Raw genomic sequence first — 23364 nt, 5'->3', positions numbered from 1 at the left:
TTATCACAAAAATAGAACTTTTTAACTCGATAAACAAAAAAAATTGTTATAATTTTGTAGTTCAATATTTTAGGGAGGTGAGCGAGAACTGTTTTCATTGTGGTCAAGGTATAGAAAAAGAGAGAATTTTGTTTGATGAAAAGACTTTCTGTTGCAACGGATGTAAATCTGTTTATGAAATTCTGAACATAAATAATTTAAGTAATTTCTATGAACTAAATAAGGGTGCCGGAATTCGTCCCGGTGATGAAAGTTCCACCCAGTTCGATTATCTTGACACCCCGGAAATCTTTGAAAAAGTCACTGATTTCTCTGAAGGAAATACCAGTCTTGTCACATTCAAAATCCCTGTAATTCATTGTTCTTCGTGTATTTGGTTATTGGAGAGCCTTCATACCCTGAATGACTACATTAAATATTCACAGGTTAACTTTACGAGAAAGACCTTACAGGTTTCATTCAATCATAATGATTTAAAATTAAGCGAACTAGCTAATTTTTTAACTAATCTGGGATATAAACCTGTCATCAGTCTTGAAACTGCTGAAAAAAACGTAGATCATCTCGATAAATCTCTTCTTGTAAAATTTGCTATTGCAGGTTTCGCTTTTGGAAACGGAATGTTCCTTGCCTTCCCGGAATATGTAGGGGGTGAAGATTATTGGATGGAACATTATAAAGGACTTTTCAGAGTCTTGATGTTCTTGCTGGCATGTCCGGTTGTATTTTACTCCGCATCAGATTACTATAAATCCGCTTGGTACGGATTAAAAAATAAAATTGTCAACATTGATGTTCCAATCGTATTGGGAATCTTTGTCCTTTTCGGAAGAAGTGTTTATGAAGTAGCGACTGACTACGGTCCAGGATATTTTGATACTCTTTGTGGACTTTTATTCTTCATGCTGATGGGAAAACTTTTCCAGAAAAGAACCTACAGCGCACTTTCGTATGACAGAGATTATAAATCTTTCTATCCAATTGCTGTAACAAAGGTTGATTTTGACGGAAAGCAGGAAAACATTCTTCTTTCTGAGATAAAAGTTGGTGACAGAATTTTAGTTAGAAACCAGGAAATCATTCCGGTAGATGCTATTCTTATCAATGGAGAAGGAAATATAGACAACAGTTTCATTACCGGAGAAAGTGAAAGCATCAGCAAACAACCTGGGGATAAAATATTCGCTGGTGGTAAGCAGGTAGGGTCATCTTTAGAACTTGAAGTTATTAAAGATGTGGATCAAAGTTACCTTACTCAGCTTTGGAATAAGGAAGCTTTCAAAAAGCACGAAACAGGTCTTGACACACTGACGAATAACATTAGTAAATATTTCACATTCATTATTTTAGGCATCGCTTTAATCTCAGGAATTTATTGGGCTTTCATCGATCTTGAGAAAATGTTCCAGGTCATTTCAGCGATTCTGATTATTGCCTGCCCATGTGCACTTGCGTTGTCTGCACCGTTTACTTTCGGTCACATTATGAGGATTTTAGGTCGAAATAAATTCTATGTTAAAGACACTTTAACGATTGAAAAAATTGCAAAACTGGATACCATTGTTTTTGACAAAACAGGAACGATAACTCACAGAAAGAAAGCCAACATCAAGTATGACGGCAATACAATCCAGGAGTTTGATTTACTGAATATTAAAAGCTTACTAAAGAATTCAAATCACCCGCTCTCAAAGTCACTTTATGACTTCATTGAAGTGAATGACGATTATTTCCCGGTTGAAAATTTCCAGGAGATTTCAGGAAAAGGGTATGTAGCAAGTGTAAGAGGAAATGTTTATAAAATCGGATCTGCCCGTTACAATAATCAGGAGCCAAAGAATTTAGAAACAGCTGTATACATCAGTAGAAATGATGAATTCTTAGGTAAATTTATTTTCAAAAACGAATACCGACCAAAGCTTAAAGATTTATTCCAAAAGCTAACGAACTACAAAATATTCATCTTAAGTGGGGATAATTCTTCTGAAGAAACTCAGCTTAAAGAGCTTATTCCAAACTACAAAGGAATGGCTTTCAACCAAAGCCCGGAAGACAAGCTTAATTATATCAAAAATCTTCAGGATCAGGATATGAAAGTAGCTATGCTGGGTGATGGGCTGAACGATGCCGGAGCATTAAAACAGAGCAATGTAGGAATAGCTATTGCTGATGATACGAACAGTTTTACACCATCTTCTGATGTCATTATGAATGGAGAAAAAGTAGTTACTCTTGATGATTATCTGAACGTTTGTAAAGGTTCAATCACGATTGTGAAAATGACATTTATAATCAGTTTTCTTTATAATATTGTCGGGTTAAGTTACGCTGTTACAGGACATATGCATCCGCTTTTCGCGGCAATCATCATGCCAGTAAGTTCTATTACCGTTGTTACCTTCACTACAGTTTCAACATGGATACTGGGTCGCAAATACTTCAAAAAACAGGCTTAAACGCCCTTATTTAGACTGATTTTAAATTAGCTGAAATCGGCATTTCGTGATGAATGTCATTATTTTTCACTAAATTTGAACCCCGAAAATAGGTTAATTTTGTTGTCCAATGGATATTCTATATTTAATGATCGTCTGCAGTGTTTCTTTAGCTGCGATCTTCCTGGTCGTATTTATAGTGTATGCCAAAAAAGGGCAGTTTGAAGATGATGAGTCTCCTGCTGTCAGAATCCTTTTCGATGACGAACGAGTGAAAGAAAAAGATGAAAATGGCGACAAAGATAAAGACGAAAAAGAAATAGGAGAAAATAATAAAAATTGAGAAAAATAGTGAATAGTTGATATGGAAACACAAAAGTTTAGTTATGACAACAGTATTGTCCGTGCGTTCCTCTATGCAACCATTATCTTTGGTTTCATAGGATTTACGTTTGGGCTTACGGCGGCATTAATGCTTTTCTACCCTGAATTACCAGAGTTCTTTTTCGGAACGGATGACACAACCATTAATAGTTTGGCATCGGGTAATATTCAAGGTTTAATAAACACTCATGGTGCATTCGGTTTTGGTAGAATCAGAATGCTACACACAAATACCGTGATCTTCGCGTTCGTGTGTAATATCGTTTATGTAGGAGTGTATTACTCTACGCAAAGATTATTGAAAACAAGAATGTATAGTGATACATTATCTTGGATCCACTTCTGGACTTGGCAGTTTATGATCGTTGCTACGTTCATTACCTTCTTTATGGGTATTAATACTTCTAAAGAATATGCTGAGCACGAATGGCCAATTGATATTTTGATTGCTATCTCTTGGATCATTTTCGGGGTAAACATGATTATGACTATTTCGAAGAGAAGAGTGAGACACCTTTATGTTGCCATTTGGTTCTATTTAGGTACTTGGGTTGCAGTAGCAATGCTTCACATCTTCAACAACCTTGAGGTTCCATTATCATTCTCTGGCTGGAAGTCTTATTCTGCATATGCAGGTGCAAAAGATGCTATCGTACAATGGTGGTATGGTCACAATGCGGTTGCATTCGTATTGACAACTCCGGTTCTAGGTTTAATGTATTATTTCTTACCAAAAGCAGCAGACAGACCAGTATTCTCATATAAACTGTCTATTATTCACTTTTGGTCACTGATCTTCGTATATATTTGGGCTGGTCCTCACCACCTTCAGTATACAGCTCTTCCAGCATGGGCACAGGCAGTAGGAACAGGTTTCTCTATCATGCTTATCGCACCGTCTTGGGGAGGTATGTTAAATGGTCTTCTTACCTTAAGAGGAGCTTGGGATAAAGTAAGAGAAAATCCTATCCTTAAGTTCTTCGTAGTAGCTGTTACTTGTTATGGTATGGCAACGTTTGAAGGACCGCTTTTAGCAACTAAAAACATCAACAAAATTGGTCACTTTACAGACTGGGTTATCGGTCACGTACACTTAGGAGCTCTTGGATGGAATGGTTTCATGGCATTCGGGGTTATCTATTACTTGGTACCAATTATGTGGAGAACAAAAATTTGGTCTGTAAAATTAGCTAACTGGCATTTCTGGTTAGGTACTTTAGGAATCATTTTCTATGCAGTACCAATGTATATTTCAGGATTCACACAAGGTTTAATGTGGAAACAATTCAACCCGGACGGAACATTATTATGGAAAAACTGGTTGGATACTGTAACTGCGATTATTCCTTACTTTAAAATGAGATTCTTAGGAGGGTTATTCTATATTTCAGGAGCTATCCTAATGATCGTTAACGTAATTGCTACGGTAAGAAAAGGTTCATTCCAGAAAGAAGTTCCTGCAGAAGCACCTGCTTTAGCAAATATCGGAAACAAACGTAAAGAAGGAGAAGGATTCCACCTTTGGTTGGAAAGAATGCCAATGCTTTTAACAGTATTATCATTATTTACCATCTCAATCGGAAGTATGGTTGAAATCATTCCTACTCTATCCCTTAAGAAAAGTGTACCTACCATTTCAGCAGTGAAGCCTTATTCTCCGCTTGAACTAGAAGGTAGAGATATCTATATCCGTGAAGGATGTAATGCTTGTCACTCTCAGATGATCAGACCATTCAGAGATGAGATTACAAGATTCAACGGTAAAAACGGACAGTATTCTAAAGCAGGAGAGTTCGTTTATGACAGACCATTCCTATGGGGTTCTAAGAGAACAGGACCGGATTTACATAGAGAAGGAGGTAAAAACCCAAGTTCTTGGCACTACAAGCACATGTATAACCCAAGATCTACATCTGCCGGTTCTATCATGCCTCGTTACCCTTGGTTGATCGCTAATGACTTAGACAGATCTAAAATGGTAGATAAAATGAAGCTAATGAAGAATACATTTGATGTACCTTATACAAAAGCTGAAATTGACTCTGCAGACAAATGGGCAAACAACCAATCGGCTAAAATTGTAAAAGATATCTTCTCTGAAGCAAATGACTTGAAAGAAGCGTATGCTAAGAGACCTCAGGGAGAATTAGAGAAAAAAGAAATCGTAGCTCTTATTTCTTATCTTCAGAGATTAGGAACAGATATCAAAACAACTGAAATTAAAACAGCAAGTAATAACTAAAAAACATTAAAAGGCTCATAATATGATTCCTCAGAACTTTAAAGATATATTATCCAATACAGAAAATGCTGGTTTCTACCAGACACTGGCTCTGATTTTCTTTATGTTGTTCTTCGTAGCTTTGATAATCTATGTTTTTAGCAAGCCTAAAAAATATTACAAAGAAGAAGAAGAAGCACCACTTGGGGATGATGAAGATGACGATTTTAATTTAAAAAATTAAACTATTTTTTATGAAACAAAGAACACCTGTTGTTGTAAACATCTTGATAATAATCGGACTTCTAATAGTTTTTTATTATTTGTTTGTGCAGAGCTACGCGTTCCTAGCTTCGCCTTACTTCTGGGGAACTGTTGTGATTGGAAGTATTCTTGCCTTCATCCACAGTGCTATTGGAGATTTGATTGAAAACAACAAATTCAAAAAATTATCTCCGGAAGAGAAAGCTGCTTATCTAGCTGAAAAGAAAATACCTTTCTTTAAAAGAATGTATGCTGCAGCATTTAAAAAGCAATCTGATACAGAGGAAAAAGATATCCTTATCGACCACGGATTCGACGGAATCATGGAATTGGATAATCAATTACCAAAATGGTGGGTAGGTTTATTCTATTTTGGGACTGCTTTTTGTATTGTATATATTGCCGCTTATTCATTTACAGACTTCGCTCACCCATTAAGCGAGTATGAAAAAGAATATAAAGAGCAAATGGCTAGCATTGCAAAATATGAAAGTGAGCAGCCACCTGTAACAATTGAAACAGCTAAATATTCAGCTGATAATATTGCAGAAGGAAAAGAATTATTCAAAACAAACTGTGCATCTTGTCACAAAGAAGACGGTAGTGGAGGTATCGGACCAAACCTTACTGATAACTACTGGATCAATATGCCAGAGAAAACTTTATTCAAGAACGTATTCCATATGGACTGGAATGGTTCTCCTACTAACCCTGCCATGAGAGCATTCGGTAAGAACGGAGAAGTTTCTGGAGCTGAAATTGAAAAGATTGCAGCATATGTATATCACATCAACCAGGAATTACCACCAGTAACTCAGGCTCAAGGAGGAGCAGCTCCTCAAGGAACTGAAGCACATTGGGAAAAAGAATAATTTAGAAAATTAGAAACATATGAAAAAAACATAATTTGTTATTACCTTAAAAATAGTAACGAATTATGTTTTTTCTTTTTTAAACACATTACAATATGTCAGACATAGAAGAAATAGAAGTACGCGGTGGACAGGGACAGGTTCTGGACCCTGAGACTTACAGAGATTCTATAGGGACAATGGAGCAATCCGGTAAAAGAAGATGGGTATTCCCAAGAAAACCTAAAGGGAAATACACCAACTATAGAAACATTGTAAGCTATCTACTATTAATTATTTATTTCTCACTACCATTTATCAAGATCAATGGTAACCCATTGTTATTGTTCAATGTAATAGACAGAGAATTTTTCATCTTTGGACAGCCTTTCTATCCACAAGACTTTTTTATCCTTACTTTAGGTGCCATCGCATCTTTAATTTTTATTATCGTTTTTACGATTGCATTCGGAAGAATTTTCTGCGGGTGGATTTGCCCTCAGACAATTTTTATGGAATCGATCTTCCGTAAAGTCGAATATCTGATTGAAGGTGACCGAAACAAGCAAATGAAACTGGACAGACAGGAGTGGAACAGCGAAAAGATCTGGAAAAGAACTCTAAAATGGTCTGTTTATATTGTTATTTCATTAATCATCACTCACTTCATGTTCATGTATATCGTGGGCTATGAAGAAGTATTTAAAATTGTTTCAGAAGGACCATTTGCGCATCCTACCAATTTTATTGTAATGATTCTTCTTACCGCTGCATTTTACTTCGTATTTGCATGGTTCAGAGAACAGGTATGTACATTGGTTTGTCCATACGGTAGACTTCAGGGAGTATTGATTGATAAAGATACCATCAACGTTTTCTACGATTTCAAAAGAGGAGAAGGACGATCTAAATGGAGAAAAGGAGAAGATAGAAAAGCTGCAGGGAAAGGTGACTGTATAGACTGTCATCAATGTGTGGTAGTTTGTCCTACAGGAATTGATATCAGAGATGGACAACAGCTGGAATGTATCAATTGTACAGCTTGTATTGATGCCTGCGATGAAGTAATGGAAAAAGTAGGTCTTCCGAAAGGATTGATCAGATATGCTTCTGAAAATGAGATTGAAAAAGAAATTCCTTTCAAATTTACAGGAAGAATGAAAGGATTCTCAATATTCTTATTCCTATTAGTTGGATTCTTAGGATATCTTCTTTACAGCCGAGGTGAAATGGAGGCAAAATTCATTAAACCTGCCGGAAGCACGTTCTTTGTAAAAGAAGGACAAATTATCAATACGTATAATTACACATTCCTGAATAAAACCAACGAGAAGAAAATCGTTACCATTAAAGTAATTGCTCCTGCTCATGGTGAGATCACTTATAGTGCATCAAGCAAAATTCAGGTAGAGAGAGATAAAATTTCAAAGGGAACTATTAATATCAGCTTTCCGGAAGATGAAATGAAACTTTCCAAACAGAATATCACAATCGGGGTTTACGATATGAAAGGAAACCTTGTGGATTCTTATCAGACATATTTTGAAGGACCATTCAAACTACAATTTTAATTAAAAGAAATGAAGAACTTTAGTTGGGGACACGGTGTTGTAATTGCATTATTTGCATTCATAGTTTTTATATTATCCATGATGTTTCTATTCCCGAACGGGCAAAAGAATTCTGAAATGGTAACAGATAATTATTACGAAGAGGAATTACAGTACCAGGATGTAATTGATGCTAAAAAAAGAGCTGACGAACTACAGGAGAAACCTGTATACAGCCAGGATACCAATGGAATTAAAATCACTTTTCCACAAGAAAATACAACTTCTAATACTACGGTAAAATTTGTTTTAAACAGAACCGACGACCAGAATTTAGACATTAAAAAATCTGTAGATCTTGATGCCAACCATACCTTTGTAATTCCTGCACAGGTATTGAAAATGGGGAATTATACCTTAAGATTGAGCTGGACAAAAGACAAAACAGACTATCGAATGGATTATGACGTGATATGGAAATAGGACTTATTGTATCGGCTATTGCTTTAGGCTTTGCTTCCGGTTTTCACTGTATCGGAATGTGCGGACCTATTGCTTTATCGATGGGATTAACTAAAAAACAGGCTGCCAATTTTTATCTTCAAAATCTTACCTACCAATTTGGAAGGATCTTCACCTATTCATTATTAGGTGCTCTTTTAGGGATTATAGGACAAGGGTTTGAGATGGCTGGCTTTCAGAAGTACCTGACCATTACAGCAGGTGTTTTGCTTATCATTATGGCTGTATTTTCATTTGGAGGAAAGGATTTTGCTTCAAAGATTCCCTTTTTATCTAAATTTCTATATTCTGTAAAAACAAATTTAGGACGTGTACTTCAAAAAGCAGATTACCGTTCCAGATTCACCACAGGTATTCTGAATGGTTTTTTACCATGCGGAATGGTTTATATGGCACTTACGGCAAGTCTTGCAGGCGGAGGAATATGGCAGGGAGCTCTATATATGGCTTTATTTGGTTTGGGAACCCTTCCGTTCATGTTTGCGATCGTTTTAGCAGGAAATCTAATGAATCAGGCTTTCAGAACAAAAATTTTAAAAGCAGTTCCCATCATCATGATCATTTTAGGAGGTCTTTTCATACTTAGAGGTTTAGAATTGGGAATTCCTTACGTTTCTCCTAAAGCTGAATCTATGACTGTTTCAAAAGGGCTTAATGAAGCTGTAAATTGTCATTAATAGGTATTAAAATTAACCATGAAGAAAACGATCCTCTTATTTCTTATAAGCCTTATTATGCTGCAATCATGTAGTGTAAATTCTGAAATTGTCTATCACAAAGATTCTGCTCTTACCTATGTAACAGATATTGACACAAGAGAATTTATGGCTGAAATGATGGCAATGACACCAGATTCATTGAAGCAAAAAGAATTTGGAGAAATGGATAAACTTCCAACTACCTGGACCAGTCTATATGATCTGGCAAAGCAGGAAGGAAAGCTAAAAACCGAAAATCCGGATACGATCAAAATTATGAAAAAGGTTTTGATGAAATCCATTAAGGAAAACAATAAACCAGCTGGAATTTCATTTAAAATAGAACATTTTACTCCGGAAGATCATCAGTCTTTGAAGAACTTCACAAAAGAGGAAAAACTTCCGCTAGATCAGAATGTTTATAGTAATTGGGATGGAAAAAACTTAACCATCAATACAGATAATTTCAATCTTAAACCTCTTGAAGCAGCAATCCGTACCAAAAGTACAAAGGAAGATGCTGAAAAAATGGAAGGTATGATGATGATGTTCTTCAAAAATATAGCAACCACTTTAAGGTTTGAAAATAAAATAAAATCAATAAGTGGTAAGCATGACTGGCTGAAACAAATTGACGATTATTCTATCAGAGTAGAGTATGATTTGAAAACTCTTTATAACAAAGATGGAAAATTTAAAAATGCTGATAAAAAAATAACTATTGTCACCGAGCAATAAAACATACTGAATATCAACCAATTTCACTTTCAATTAATTTCACATTAATATAAATAAGTAAATTCTAAGTATTAGTTAAAAATATTATCTTTGGGCTTTAATTAATAATAACCATGAGAATATTTTTACTATCCGCTACTCTAGTGTCAGCAATCAGTTTACATGCTCAAAGCATTAATTCTGAAACAGTTGATTTTCGTGTTTTAAAAGCACCACAAACTTCAATTAGCGAAAACTCCAGAACTTATAATATAACTGTAAATTCTCCTTATAATCTGACTAAGGAAGATGTAATAAAACAAGCTAAAAAAGATCATCAGGATGCCGTTGCCAATTTCAGCAATACCATTGCGGAAAGTCAAAGTGATTATCAGCAGGCTCTTAAAGATTATAATGAGGACGTTATAAAGGCAAAAGAAAAATTCTCAATAGAGTCTGCAGAATTTAAGAAATTAAGTCTTTTGGAGCGTCTTGCCTTACAGGATAAAGGTCAAAAACCACAACTTCAACTACCTGCTAAACCTGTTTATAGAAAGCCATCTCCACCGGTATATAGTGAACCCAATCTAAATGATTACTTCATTGTAGACGACAAGGTTTTAGCCTCTCAAATTGCAATTGACGGTTATAAAAAAGGAAATCCGAATGTAGATGTTTATGTAACAATGGAAAAAGTAAACTTTCAGGACAATGCAGGACAAACCTATGCTAATCAACCTACAAAAATTGTTGTAAAAGAAAACGGGACAGAGAAAATTAATACAACCATCTCACAGGATTTCACTTTTGTATCTTCTCAACCATCTGATAATATCAATAAACCTTCAGAAGAAAAGAAATATCTTGGAAACAATATCAAAGCCATTAATACTTTCCTGAATGACAATTACGGATACAAAACGCTTAATAAACAGGTAAAACTGGAATTTGTAAAAAATAAAGGTGAATTTGATGATTTAGAGAAAGCACATATTTATGTAACAACCAATTTAAGAAAGCTGCAAGCGAACTCTGATCAAACCAATAATAATATTGCTTTTGCCAATATGAAAAAAGGAACAGATCTTTGGGAACAGGCACTTAAAAAGGTAAATTATAAAGACAAAAAAGCTCCTTATAATGCAAAAATTGGAAAGTACATTAATTTAAATCTGATAAGACTGAATGTTGCTCTGGAAAACAAAAAAGACGCAGAAAAGTATCTTAATGACATGCAGGAAAAGCTTGTAGATCTGGATTTATCATACAGCGAAAAAGCAGAATTAAAGCAATTGGAAACCCAGATTTATAAGTAATCGTATGAAGCTTAAAACATTTACAGCATTAGCGATCTGCATTTCTTCAATTGCATTCGCGCAGACCAACTATAAGTATGGAACTAAATTTACCTTTGATCCTACACAGGAAAAAGATGTAAAACTTATTTCCGGAGGTGCCGACACTTATTATATGCAGAGCAGCATTAATGAGAACAGTATCCGCAGTAATAATAAAATATTAGTAAGAAAGTTTGATAATTCTAATAATCTAAAGCAGACTTTCTTTTACGAAATGCCTCAGATAGAAAAATATGCACCTATTAACTATCTTGGCAGTTTTGAATCTGGAAATAAAATTGTTTTCATCACAGAAACTTATGCCGGAAAGGTAAAAAAGAAAGACATCTACAAAATAATTTTTGATAAAAGTACAGCTACATTTGCTCAGGAGCTATTAGCATCGTACCCTATCGAATCTACCATGAAATCTGGGACTACTTATTTTGAAAGGTCTGAAAATGGCAGATATGGAGCTGTTGTTTTTTACCAACATTCTCCAAGAAAAGAACCTGTAAAAATAAGCATTAATGTTATTGATACCGGAAGTCTGAAATCGGTCTGGGCTAAAGATATTACCGGAGAAGCAGGAAGTTCAGATACTGATTTCTTTGTTACTAATTCAGGGAATATCGGACTGTTAAGATCTCCTAATCAAAATGCTTCTCTTCTTTTTGTAACAGCTTCGGGGCAGGAAGAAAAGTTCTTCACAGAAAAAATGAAGATCATAAGCGAAACAGCTGTGTCAATTGGAGATAAAGACTATTTAATTGCCTTTAACAGTACTCCTAAAACGGTAAAATTTAATGCCAGCAATTTCGAAAACCTAATGCTTTATGATATTAAAGAAGGAAAAATCATTGCCAATGATGTCGTTAAGGAATACAACGATGGCAGTAAAATAGCAGACTTATTTATTCCTTATACCTATGTAAGCGGAGATAAAATTTATATTTTCACAGAAAGTAAACTGGATGCAGGAACAAGACAGGTAAAATCTCCTATGGGTACTATGATGATTACCGAAACAGCTTATAAAACAGGAGATCCAAGAATTGTAGCAATCAATACTACTACCGGTAAAGTAGAAGCTGTAAATAAGCTAAACAGCGAAAGGCTTCATGAGCTTGAAAACCATTCTCTGGGACTGGTGAATATTAAAGGAAATTATATTTTTAAGACAGGATCATTATTAAATCTGTCGGCAATTAATTTTGACAATAATGGAAGCAGCGTACTTCATTCGCTTGCTAAAGCAACAGGAAATGATCCTCATTTTGGAGGTGGAGAGGTATATAGCCAGGCATTACTTTACAGACCTGAGAGCAAAACATTCGCTTACCCAAGATCAATGGAAAATCAAGCTAGTATTGTTGCAATAGAAAATTTTGAACCGAAATAATACCCATCCTATTGGAATAACAAAAACCACTGAAAATTTCAGTGGTTTTTTATTTGGATTAAAGACGTTTATATCTTTTTAGTTAATCAGATCAAATCTTGCATATTCAGCAATCTTCTTAGGAAGCTTGATACCTTCCGTAGTCTGGTTATTTTCTAGTAACGCAGCCATGATTCTTGGCAATGCCATTGCAGATCCGTTTAGTGTGTGAACTAGTTGAGATTTACCGTCTGCTTTATAACGGCACTTTAATCTGTTTGCCTGGAACGTCTCAAAGTTTGACACTGAACTTACTTCCAACCACATTTCCTGAGCAGCACTCCATACTTCGAAGTCATACGTCATTGCAGCTGCAAAACCTGTATCACCACCGCAAAGTCTTAATACTCTGAAAGGAAGCTCAAGATCTGTAAGGATATCCTTGATATGCTCTACCATCTCTTCCAAAACAGCATAAGAGTTTTCAGGTTTTTCAATTCTTACAATCTCTACTTTTTCAAATTGGTGAAGACGGTTCAAACCTCTTACGTGTGCACCGTAACTTCCTGCTTCTCTTCTGTAGCACTGAGAAAATGCTGTATTCTTGATCGGAAGATCTTTTTCTTCCAATAAAACATCACGGTAAAGGTTCGTTACAGGAACTTCCGCGGTAGGAATCAAATATAAATTATCTTCGTTGATATAATACATTTGTCCTTCTTTATCAGGCAATTGTCCTGTTCCAAAACCAGATGCTTCATTTACAACGTGAGGCGGGTTCACTTCTGTATATCCTTTTTCAACATTTTTGTCAAGGAAATACTGAACCAATGCTCTTTGTAATCTTGCTCCTTTTCCTAAATAAACAGGGAAACCTGCCCCAGCGATTTTTACTCCCAATTCAAAATCGATAAGGTTATATTTCTTAGCAAGTTCCCAGTGAGGAATAGCACCTTCACCAAGACCTTCTACTGTATGAGACTGGAAAATAATCTCATTATCATCTGCAGAAGCTCCGCTTTTTACCAATTCATTGGGGATGTTTGGAAGCTGATAAAGAATATTCAACAATTCTGTTTCCTTTACTTCCAGTTGAGTTTTCAATTCTGAACTCGACGATTTGTACTGTGCTGTTTTAGATTTTGCTGATTCCGCCTCTTCTTTTTTTCCTTCCTTCATTAAAAGTCCAATTTCCTTGGAGATTTTATTGATCTCGGAAAGCTGGGAATCTAATTCAAATTGGATTCTTTTTCTTTCTTCGTCAGTAGCAATAGCTTCATCTACCAACTCAAGATTCTTGAATTGTCTTTTTTTAAGACCTTCTAAAACGCGTTCCTTATTGTCGCGTAAAAAATTGACTTGTAACATTTTATTTAGATGTTAAATATTATATTTAGCTTAATATAAGCTAACAATTTTACAAATTTAAAATTATTTTGTGATAGTAACGTTATTAATCCAAGCCGGATTATCCGCTTCTTTTGAAAATACAGGTTTTTTATTGTAAAAAACTTTAGAAACCTGAAATAAATTTGGAGAATTACGATAATGAATTTCAAGAGTATCTATAGTAGACTCGGGTTTATTATCAACGGTTTTCGTTAGAGTAACCCTCATTCTTGAATAGTAAGTAGTTCCTGCAGAATCAAACTTTTTTCTTTTTGCTCCTGCTATATATTCCAGATAATACGTAGAATCCTGTCTCATTTTAAGCGCAAAAGTATTCACCGGAGAGTCATCTTTATCACCTAAAAAATCATTAACAGAAAAACTGCTGTAAGAACCGCTTTTTTTGGCATTCAACAAATCCTGATTGGTTGTTGATTTCATATAGATATTCAATACCTGATCAATTCTCTGTAAAGATTCATCATCCTGACTACAGCTTGTCAGTGCAAAAACAATCACTAATATTCCAAAAACAATGTTTCTCATAGCGCAAAGATACTTTATTTCAACTTTCTAAGATAAGTGAAAAATGAAAACATCATTAAAAATCCTACCAGAGTTAAAGCAGTTCCCAAAGAAACAGCCATTCCTACAACACCATACTGCGGAACCCAAACGTAAGAAAATATTGCTAATAAGATCAATGAAAGAATTGAATAAAAGGTATTTCTTTTCATCAAACCTACAGCGGACAACATATTTCCATAGAGGTTTCTTAACAGCATGCTTCCACAGAATACTCCAAGTAATAATGTAAAAGCAAATGCATTATCAATATATTGCTTTCCAAAAAACACTTTGATAATAAAGGTATTCAAAAGACTTCCTGAAATCAGGATTACAAGCGAAATAGGAATGAAAATTTTATAATAATTAATAATATAATTCGTCAAAAAGGACCTATTACGATAGTTTTTAGCAATTACCGGATAATCACTCTGCATAAAAGAAAGTGCCAGAAAGGTAATGTTTGCCGGAATCAGTAATGCTACTTTGTAATTGGCTACAACGCTTTCATTCTTAAAATAATTCAGAAGAAGTATGTCCGCAGAAAAGAAAGCGTCAGATAATAATGCGGTTACGGATGCGTGTAAAGCAAAACTCCATATTTCTTTTTTCGTGAATTTGAGAGAAAAGTTTACTGCTTTCCATGATGATTTTTTAAACCAAAACAGGGAAAGAAAAGGAGAAATAGCATTCGCAATTAAATATCCATACAATCCCCAAAGCATGGAAAATACAATCATCATTACCAACCCTGAGATATTGACAACATTGTTCACCATCGCAAACTCTTTGTTCTTCAAAAACATACGACGATCTGCCTGTATATGAGTCAAAAAGTAGAAACCTATCAGACGAACGGTAAAGAAGAAAAATATATAAAAGATATGATGATAATGACTTACATATACGAAAGCCAATAAAAAAAATATTATACTTAAAATCACCTGATATAAAAAGCCTTTCCTGAAAAGATAACTTGAAAGTTGTTCTTTTTCTTCTTCAGAACTGCTTAAAGATCCAAATCTGATCAAACTTTGAGGACTTCCAAATCCACTGAAAGGGGCAAAAATGGCAAAAACCGAAGCCACAATACTCAGCAACCCGAAATCCTTTTCCGGTAAAATTCTGATCATGAAAAGCGAACCTGAAAAAGCACATATCTTGGTTATCAACAAAGATAGAAATACATGCTGACCTTTATTGGCAAAAAATGCACTGATAAAATCCTTTAAGCTTTTCATTGTATATTATCAACAGGGAATCAACCTATTTTGAATTTATAACGGTTTTAAACCAGACTTTGGTAGACTTCATTAAATTCTTTGGCGATCGCTGCCATCGAAAATTTTTCTGCAACATACCTGTGAAGTTCTTCTTTAGAATCTGTTTTATAGTTTCCGGATAGCATTTTTTTCATTGCTTCGTAAAGCTCTTCTTCAGATTTATCAATAACAATTCCATGATTCTCATTGACAATTTCAGGAATTGCTCCTACTCTGGTCGCAATTACCGGAACACCGGAAGATAGTGACTCAAGAAGTACACAAGAGAAGCTTTCATAATCACTGAAAAGAACAAAACAGTCACTTTTTCTCATCTTCACGGCAACATCTTTGTGAGAAATTTCTCCGAACGTCTTGATATAACTTTTCGCGTTATGTTTATCTATAAGTTTATTCAGTCTGGCAACATCCCCATCTCCTCCGATATGGAATTCAAAATTCTGAAATTCATTTCTCAATCGAACTGCAGCTTCAATCATCACATCAGGATTTTTAAGCGGAATAAGATTGGAGATATGAAGGAATGTAAAAGTTGTATTAGCTTCTTTTTTAGGAATAAATAGGTCAGTATTTACAACGTTTCCAATTACCCGTTTATTTTTACCTATTTTTAGATTTTTAAGATTATCCATCAGAATATTACTTACAGGGAGTAAATACGCTGCTTTACGGGCTATAAACCTTGCTGTGAGTATATTTGTATAGGAAAGTTTTGATCTGTTCACTTCAAGGAAACCAGACCAGTGCTCTGAAATCACAAAAGGAATTTTATACTGTTCTTTCAAATAAACAGCAAAAAACATTGAACTGTGTAGAATATTTGCGTGTACCAGATCCGGCTTCTGCAATTGTGAGAAACCTTTCTGGTACGCAATCATTCTGCTTCTGAAATTCAGAATTGGATTTTTGGAGCTTTTATAATATACAATCAATGTTCTTATTCCATTGATTTTTTTATTATCAAGTATAAATTCTTCCTCTTGATCAGGATTTCCAATGGTATGTAATATTTCTACTTCATGTAGCGATGCTACAGCTTCTGCATGACGCTGTACAAAGTTGCCGTTAGTAGGTTCTAACCTATTTGGGAACCAAGAGGATATAAAAAGAATTTTCAATAGGAATTATTTAATGGAGGAAGCCCAGCTTTTTTCAAATGGCAATACAAAATGACTTAAGAAATCCAGGTAAGTGTTTTTAGAAAAATCAAATACTTCGATATCTTTTGATAGCTCACCATTTCTGATCCTTGTTTTAAAATCAATAAGCTTCAATGTTTTTACTTCTCCGTTTTCAATAAAGCTTGCTTTCATTCTGTCAAAAAGACCTAGCTGATACTCTTCATCTATTTCTCTCATAATCTTCCCTAAAGCATCGATACTGCATCCTGAAGCCATTTCTTTATCTTCATCTACACATACGATAATGAATTGATTTTTTTCAATTTTAAAAGAAGAAGAAAGTGGTTTCCCGTGAGCAGCCCATGTTGCAAGAAAGTCAAACAGTTTTTCTGTAATTGCTTTTGCTTCTTTTGTTTCAAATGGTCTTGATGCCGGGTATATAATAACTCTGTAGTCGTTAGTTTCTACAATGTTGGATTCTTCGATTTTCATATCCTTTCAATTTAAAGGATAAAATTACGAAATATTCCTGAGTTTATAATGCACAAAAAACCCAAGCCAATGCCTGGGTTTTCTTTTATATGATAAAGAATTTCTTTATAAATCGTCTGCTTCAGCGAGAAGTTCCACAATATCTTTTACAGCAACTTCAGTATTTTTATTGAAGTGTTTCACACCGTCTGTCATCATCGTATTACAGAATGGGCAACCGGTAGCAATTACTTTAGGCTCGAAAGATAAAGCTTCTTCTGTTCTTTCAATGTTGATGTCTTTATTTCCTTTTTCTGGTTCTTTAAACATCTGTGCACCTCCTGCTCCACAGCAAAGACCGTTTGTTCTGCAACGCTTCATTTCTACAAGCTCAGCATCCAGCTTTTCAAGCAATAATCTTGGAGCTTCATACTCATCATTAGCTCTTCCAAGATAACATGGATCATGGAATGTGATTTTCTTCCCTTTAAATGCTCCACCTTCAATTTTCAATCTTCCTTCTTCCATTAAGGTTTTCAGAAATTGGGTATGGTGAACTACTTCAAAGTTTCCACCAAGGCTTGGATATTCATTTTTAAGGGTGTTAAAGCAGTGTGGGCAAGCCGTTACGATTTTTTTAACTTCGTAAGCATTTAAAACTTCGATATTGGTAAGCGCCATCATCTGGAAAACGAATTCATTTCCTGCTCTTTTTGCTGGATCTCCGGTACAGCTTTCTTCCTGTCCCAGAACTGCAAATTCAACTCCTATCTTATTTAATATCTTGCAAAATGCTTTTGTAATTTTTTTGGCACGGTCATCAAAGCTCCCAGCACATCCAACCCAAAATAAAACTTCCGGGGATCTTCCTTCGGCAGCATATTCTGCCATTGTTTTAATTTGCATTTTCTTTTTGTTTAATTAATAAATTAGCATAGTATTCCTTAGCTTTTTTCATTACCTCTACAGGTACTATTGAAATATATAAAGGATTAGCTTCGTCATAGTTAAGATACTTCCAGGTATTTCCTGTAGTTTTGTCATTGAGTGCCAAAATCATACTCAGCTTACTCATTTCCAAGGTTGTATCGTTTATAAATTTTGCATTCATGCCCTGAGCTTCCATCAGCCCAACCATCATCTTCTTTTTTTCCTCATCGAATTTCTCTTTCAAAAAGATCATTTTCATTTTCATGGGATAAGTACTGAATGCATATTTGGTATTATCCTGAGCAGTATAAATATCTGAAACATTGAATACATCGTTATTTGTACTCATCAGCTCCATCTTAAACTCATCATTACCTTCAAATAGCTTATTGAAAGTATCTGTCATTATTTTCCTGTCAATCTTTTCAAAAATTGCAGGATGCGTTAAATCCATCATCCCTTCATAATCTTTCTTCTCAAACAAAGACATAAAGGTTTTGGAATCTTCAAGGATTTTTTTCTGATCGGCAGATTGCGCCAATAGAAATCCTGAAAAGATGAACAGAAATATGGAAATCAGTTTTTTCATGACCGGATATTAATCGTTAGCCCAATTCAGACGATCAGCCTGATTATATTGCCAAGGAGCTGCGTTGTTTTCAACGTTTGTCATCATCAGGTTTAGTTCCTGTGGTGCTGCCGACTGTTCCATCACAAGGAATCTTCTCATTTCGAAGATGATAGACAATGGATCCAGCAATACCGGACAAGCATCTGTACAAGCATTACATGTAGTACACGCCCAAAGTTCTTCTTTGGTGATATAGTCGTTCAACAGTTTTTTACCGTCATCAACAAATTTTCCGTTTTTATCGATATTTCTTCCAACTTCTTCCAATCTGTCTCTTGTTTTCATTAAGATCAATCTTGGAGAAAGCTTTTTACCGGTAATATTTGCCGGACAAACGGAAGTACAACGTCCACACTCTGTACATGAATAAGCATTAAGCAATTGCACCTGGTTAAGGTCAAATATATCTTCAGCACCAAATTTAGACGGAGCATCAGCTTCTGCACCTTCAGCCGGAGCGGCATAAGGATCAGCGTTAGGATCCATCATTAATTTGATTTCTTTTGTTACAGAATCAAGGTTATTGAATTTTCCTTTTTTCTCAAGGTTTGCATACCATGTACTTGGGAAAGCCAATATAATGTGTAAGTGTTTTGAATAATAAAGGTAATTCATGAAGAAAAGAATCCCTACAAAGTGGAACCACCAAGCTCCTTTTTCTGTAAAGTGTAAGAATCCGTCGCTAAACCCACTGAAAATAGGTCCTAATACTGCTGAACTGATAGGAAAGCTTCCATGTTCTGGTAATAAACCTCTTTGCTGTAGTACAAAATCAGCAGCATTCATTTTAAAGAAAGCCATCATTAATGCAAATTCTATGATAAGAATCCAGTTTGCATCATGTTTTGGCCATCCGAAAAGTTCTTTCATGGTTAATCTTTTAACACCATAAAAGTTTCTTCTGATGAAAAATACCACTACTCCAATCACAACAAGAAGCGCTAAAACTTCTAATGTTGCAGTAAAGAAGTTATAAAATCCGTTTCCAAAAACTGAAGCAAGGAAACGGTGAGTTCCAAATAATCCATCAACAATGATCTCAATAAGTTCGATGTTGATTATAACAAAGCCTACGTACACGAAAAGGTGTAAAATCCCGGCAACAGGTCGTTTTACCATCTTGCTTTGTCCCATAGCAACTCTTGCCATGGTACTCCAGCGTTCTGACTTCCTATCGTTTCTATTGATTTCGTGACCTAACCTGATATTTCTATAAATTTTCAGCAGGCTTTTGGCAAATAATCCAAATCCGGCAACTAATAAAATCAGGAAAATAATGTTATCGATGTACTGCATAAGGCGTATTAGTCTTTATTGTTTTTACCGAAAACCGAGAAATTGATATATCTCTTCGGATTCGCTTTCATATCTTCAATCAATGAATTCAAATTGGAAGATGCTGAATTCAGGTTATTGTACAGTTGCTCATCCTTCATAAGTTTACCTAAACTACCCTCTCCTTTATCAATACCACCAATTACCTGGTTCAGTTTTCCAACTGTAGCATCAAGATTTGCAATGGTTGCATTCAATTGTTTTGTATCTATACTTTGTGCAAGGTTTCCATATTTATCTAATGTTACCTTTCCACTTTGCATCGTAAGACTTGCATCATCCAATACTTTCTGAAGTTTAGGATCATTGTGCCCTACCAGACTATTTACATTTCCGGCAGTTGTTTGCAATGCTCCAACTGTTTTATTAAGGTTTGATAATAATGCTTTGATTTCAGCTCTGTTTTGAGCATCTACAATTTGGTTAGCGTTCGCCATAAGGGAATCTACCCTGTGCAATACACTCTGTAATTGATCTTTCACCGGACCTACCTGAGAAGAAAGGCTTCCCATCATTCCTAGTTTAAAAGCACCTTGCAATGTATCTCCGTCTTTTGCTGTAACACCTCCATACATAAGATTTACTCTCATTTCTTTACCTGACATTAATCCAGGTTCGAAGATTTCCAGCGTTGAGTTTTTTGAAAATTCAAATTTGTTGTCAACTGTAATCTTTACAACAAAACTAATTTTACCATCCTTTGCTGTTTGAGGTATAATTTTATCAACCTGCCCTACTTTAAGACCGTTGATAGAGACAGCTGAAGACTGTGCAAGACCTTCTACATTGTCATATTTTGCGTAAAATATATTGTCGGTAGTAAAAAGGCTTTTCCCTTTCATAAATTGAAACAACACCACAAAGCCTACGATAGCTAGAAGTGTAATCACACCAGCTTTTAATTCTTTACTGAACTTCACTTGCTAATTTTTTTCTAATAAGCAAATATAGTACATTTTAAATAAATCTTTCCCTTTATTATTCTGCGTTAAATACAAAAAAAAGCGACAAATAAATTTGTCGCTTTTATATTATTGAGAGGAATCTCTTATTGTTGTTGGTTTCCTACCTTGTTCCAGATCTCGATTCTATAATCCTCAATATCTGCATTATCCTGAAGACTCTTCATCCAAGCCTGTCCGAACATTCCTGCGTTTCTTTGAGTAATAGATTCTGTGAACTGCTTAAGGTCACCAGGTTGTTTGTTTACAGTTTCTGATTTTTTGATCAATACATAAACTCCTGTTCCACCTTCAACCGGGTTAGAAAGTTTACCTTTCGCAACACCGAATGCAGCTCCTGCAACTTTAGGCTCCATAGCTCCTGCAACTGAAGGGTTCAGCATGTTAACCTGAGCTGATTGTTTTGAAGTCGCAAATAATTTAGCAATCTGATCTAAGTTTGAAGCTTTTGCTCCTGCAATTTTATCAGAAATTTGTTTTGCTGCCAATTTATTTTTAACGATTACTTCAATCTGATCTCTTACAGATTCTGGATCAGCAAGACCAGCTTCCTGTTTTCCGTTAAGGTATACTACAATTCTGTCTCCTGTTCCGTCTACTGTAAATAACTCTGTATCTCCTTTAGATCTTTTCTTATCAAAAGCCCAAGCAAGAATTTCTCCGTCTTTTTCAGTACCTAAGCCCTGAAGCTGACCTTCAAATCTTTTTGCTGCTTTTGGATTAGAGAATTGATAGTTATCTTTCTTAGCAACATTCACAAAATCATTAAATGATTTTCCTTGAATTTGCTGAATGAATTTCTTCGCTTTTCTGTCTGTTTCAGTTTCTGTAGCATCTGAAGCTTTGATTTCCTTCACAAGGTTCGCCACTTTATATCCCATAGATCCGGACTTCTTATCTTCAATGTTGATGATATGATAACCGAACTGAGTTTCTACTACACCTGTTGCTCCTTTAGGGTTATTTGCTAAATAAGTAAGGAATTCCGGTACAAAAGGAGTTTCTGGAGTTGTCCACCCTAAGCTACCCCCTTGAGCAGCAGAGTTTGGATCATTAGAAAGTTTAAGGAATTCAGTAAATTTAGCTGGTGTAGCTTTTACTACTGCTCCGATAGAGTCTGCCAATTTCTTAGCCTGCTCTTTAGATCTTGTTACTCCTTCCCCTGCAGGGCTTCCTTTGAAAGCAATAAGAATATGTCTTGATAATGTAGAGTCTGAAGTCTTCTTGTTTACAAGTTTAGAAACTACATAGAAGTTTTGTTCTTTATATGGACCAAATGTCTGTCCTACCGCAGCAGTTGCGATCTGACCTTGTATAGTTGCAGGCAATTGCGTAGGTGTCACATATTGAGGATTAAAAGGCATGTCTGAGTTTGCTGTAACAAACATAGAGTCATTCTTCGTATTTTGGAAGTTTTCAGCTCCTCCACTTGCATCTGTACCTCCTGAATATAGTTTTGTAATTTCCTTTAAAGCTGCTGCATCATCTGCTGCACTTGGTTTAGAAGGGAAATATACAATACCGATATTTCTGCTAGGCTCAGCTTTGAACATTACCGGATGTTGCTTGATGTAGTTTGCAAGGTCTTCTGTAGATACATTAATCTTCGTTTTCTGAAGATATGCAGCGTAATCTACTTTTACGAAGTCGATGTCAGCAAGCTGATCTCTTTCTTTCATCAATTCTTCAGCTTCTTTTTTACCTGTGGTAATACCTGCTGAAATATTGGTAAACACCTGTCTAGCCATCAATCTGTACTCGATAGTTTTTCTTGTCTTCAACCATTGAGAATATCCTTGAGGATTGGTGTTTTGTAATGTTTCAATTTCTTTTTTAAGCTCTTGAGTTTTAAAATTACCTTTCTCATCAAAGAACTGTTGATTTTGAGCGAACATCTGATCATACTGGATTTGGTTCCAGAAATAATCATCAGTCATTTCAAAGCCCAATTTCTCAAACTGCTGCTTGATAAGCTTAGATTGTACAAGTAACTGCCAAGCCTGCTCTTCAAGACCGTTTTTTGGACGACCCTGTTGTTCAGCCTGTTGCTGCAGCACGAAAAGCTGATCATTGAACTCTTCGCGGGTGATTTTCTCACCATTTACTTTTCCTAAAACATCAGGATTCTTTCCAAAAACCTTGTCGATACTATCTGGGTTCACCAAGAACGCCAAAAGCGCTAAGGCTATTACTCCCATTAAAAGCCAAGGCTTACTCCTAATCTGTCCTAAAATTGCCATTTTATAAATTATAGTTTTTTATCAGTTTGCGAAAATACACATTTTTAAGAAATTAGAGAAACAGAAGTTCTTTAT

21 protein-coding genes are annotated in these 23364 nt (G+C 35.3%); 11 read left to right on the top strand and 10 right to left on the bottom strand.

Annotated elements, in window-relative coordinates:
• The first annotated feature begins 77 nt into the window (after positions 1–77).
• The 11 genes from BBI01_RS20035 (at position 78) to BBI01_RS19985 (ending at position 12381) form a co-directional block, all read left to right on the top strand.
• Positions 78–2456, top strand: coding sequence for a heavy metal translocating P-type ATPase (locus BBI01_RS20035; protein ID WP_065396419.1), 2379 nt, complete (start codon positions 78–80; stop codon positions 2454–2456).
• 109 nt (positions 2457–2565) lie between these two features.
• Positions 2566–2778 (top strand): cbb3-type cytochrome oxidase assembly protein CcoS, encoded by a 213-nt coding sequence (ccoS, locus tag BBI01_RS20030; RefSeq protein ID WP_065396418.1) that lies wholly within the window; start codon positions 2566–2568, stop codon positions 2776–2778.
• Positions 2779–2799: 21 nt separating this feature from the next.
• Positions 2800–5061 carry a cytochrome-c oxidase, cbb3-type subunit I gene (gene ccoN / locus BBI01_RS20025; protein WP_065396417.1) on the top strand — a complete coding sequence of 754 codons (2262 nt, stop codon included), beginning with the start codon at positions 2800–2802 and terminating at the stop codon, positions 5059–5061.
• 22 nt (positions 5062–5083) lie between these two features.
• Positions 5084–5284: a cbb3-type cytochrome oxidase subunit 3 gene (locus BBI01_RS20020; protein WP_027373015.1), complete on the top strand. Its 201-nt coding sequence runs from the start codon at positions 5084–5086 to the stop codon at positions 5282–5284.
• Positions 5285–5294: 10 nt separating this feature from the next.
• A complete protein-coding gene (locus BBI01_RS20015; RefSeq protein WP_065396416.1) occupies positions 5295–6176 on the top strand; it encodes a cbb3-type cytochrome c oxidase N-terminal domain-containing protein in 882 nt (293 codons plus the stop codon).
• Between the two features lie 95 nt (positions 6177–6271).
• Complete coding sequence (gene ccoG / locus BBI01_RS20010; RefSeq protein WP_065396415.1) at positions 6272–7726, top strand: cytochrome c oxidase accessory protein CcoG; 1455 nt, start codon at positions 6272–6274, stop codon at positions 7724–7726.
• Positions 7727–7735: 9 nt separating this feature from the next.
• Positions 7736–8188 (top strand): FixH family protein, encoded by a 453-nt coding sequence (locus BBI01_RS20005; RefSeq protein ID WP_065396414.1) that lies wholly within the window; start codon positions 7736–7738, stop codon positions 8186–8188.
• The gene (locus BBI01_RS20000; RefSeq protein ID WP_065396413.1) at positions 8179–8904 is read left to right on the top strand and encodes a sulfite exporter TauE/SafE family protein; all 726 of its coding nucleotides are present in this window, start codon (positions 8179–8181) and stop codon (positions 8902–8904) included. Before BBI01_RS20005 ends, BBI01_RS20000 begins: the two co-directional genes overlap by 10 nt.
• A gap of 18 nt (positions 8905–8922) precedes the next feature.
• Complete coding sequence (locus BBI01_RS19995; protein WP_065396412.1) at positions 8923–9663, top strand: hypothetical protein; 741 nt, start codon at positions 8923–8925, stop codon at positions 9661–9663.
• 113 nt (positions 9664–9776) lie between these two features.
• Positions 9777–10958 carry a hypothetical protein gene (locus BBI01_RS19990; protein ID WP_123862190.1) on the top strand — a complete coding sequence of 394 codons (1182 nt, stop codon included), beginning with the start codon at positions 9777–9779 and terminating at the stop codon, positions 10956–10958.
• Positions 10959–10962: 4 nt separating this feature from the next.
• A complete protein-coding gene (locus BBI01_RS19985; protein WP_065396410.1) occupies positions 10963–12381 on the top strand; it encodes a hypothetical protein in 1419 nt (472 codons plus the stop codon).
• 78 nt (positions 12382–12459) lie between these two features.
• Here the strand turns inward: BBI01_RS19985 and serS are convergent, their stop codons facing one another.
• From serS to BBI01_RS19935, 10 genes are all read right to left on the bottom strand, one after another.
• A complete protein-coding gene (gene serS, locus BBI01_RS19980; protein WP_065396409.1) occupies positions 12460–13728 on the bottom strand; it encodes a serine--tRNA ligase in 1269 nt (422 codons plus the stop codon).
• A 63-nt stretch (positions 13729–13791) separates the two neighbouring features.
• Positions 13792–14295, bottom strand: a complete 504-nt coding sequence (locus BBI01_RS19975; RefSeq protein ID WP_065396408.1) for a hypothetical protein — start codon at positions 14293–14295, stop codon at positions 13792–13794.
• A 14-nt stretch (positions 14296–14309) separates the two neighbouring features.
• Entirely contained in the window at positions 14310–15557 is a 1248-nt protein-coding gene (locus tag BBI01_RS19970; RefSeq protein ID WP_065396407.1) for an oligosaccharide flippase family protein, read from the bottom strand.
• A 47-nt stretch (positions 15558–15604) separates the two neighbouring features.
• Positions 15605–16717, bottom strand: coding sequence for a glycosyltransferase (locus tag BBI01_RS19965; protein WP_065396406.1), 1113 nt, complete (start codon positions 16715–16717; stop codon positions 15605–15607).
• 6 nt (positions 16718–16723) lie between these two features.
• A complete protein-coding gene (locus BBI01_RS19960) occupies positions 16724–17212 on the bottom strand; it encodes a hypothetical protein (RefSeq protein WP_065396405.1) in 489 nt (162 codons plus the stop codon).
• 105 nt (positions 17213–17317) lie between these two features.
• The gene (locus tag BBI01_RS19955; protein WP_065396404.1) at positions 17318–18097 is read right to left on the bottom strand and encodes a (Fe-S)-binding protein; all 780 of its coding nucleotides are present in this window, start codon (positions 18095–18097) and stop codon (positions 17318–17320) included.
• Positions 18087–18710, bottom strand: a complete 624-nt coding sequence (locus BBI01_RS19950; RefSeq protein WP_065396403.1) for a hypothetical protein — start codon at positions 18708–18710, stop codon at positions 18087–18089. Before BBI01_RS19950 ends, BBI01_RS19955 begins: the two co-directional genes overlap by 11 nt.
• A gap of 9 nt (positions 18711–18719) precedes the next feature.
• Complete coding sequence (locus BBI01_RS19945; RefSeq protein ID WP_065396402.1) at positions 18720–20048, bottom strand: 4Fe-4S dicluster domain-containing protein; 1329 nt, start codon at positions 20046–20048, stop codon at positions 18720–18722.
• Between the two features lie 8 nt (positions 20049–20056).
• Entirely contained in the window at positions 20057–21007 is a 951-nt protein-coding gene (locus tag BBI01_RS19940) for an MlaD family protein (RefSeq protein ID WP_065396401.1), read from the bottom strand.
• A gap of 128 nt (positions 21008–21135) precedes the next feature.
• The gene (locus BBI01_RS19935; RefSeq protein ID WP_065396400.1) at positions 21136–23289 is read right to left on the bottom strand and encodes a peptidylprolyl isomerase; all 2154 of its coding nucleotides are present in this window, start codon (positions 23287–23289) and stop codon (positions 21136–21138) included.
• Positions 23290–23364 lie beyond the last annotated feature (75 nt).

Origin of the sequence: Chryseobacterium artocarpi (assembly GCF_001684975.1) — a bacterium.
Classification (GTDB): Bacteria; Bacteroidota; Bacteroidia; order Flavobacteriales; family Weeksellaceae; genus Chryseobacterium; species Chryseobacterium artocarpi.
Note: the sequence above shows the minus strand (reverse complement) of the source record. Positions and strands in the feature narration are given on the sequence as shown.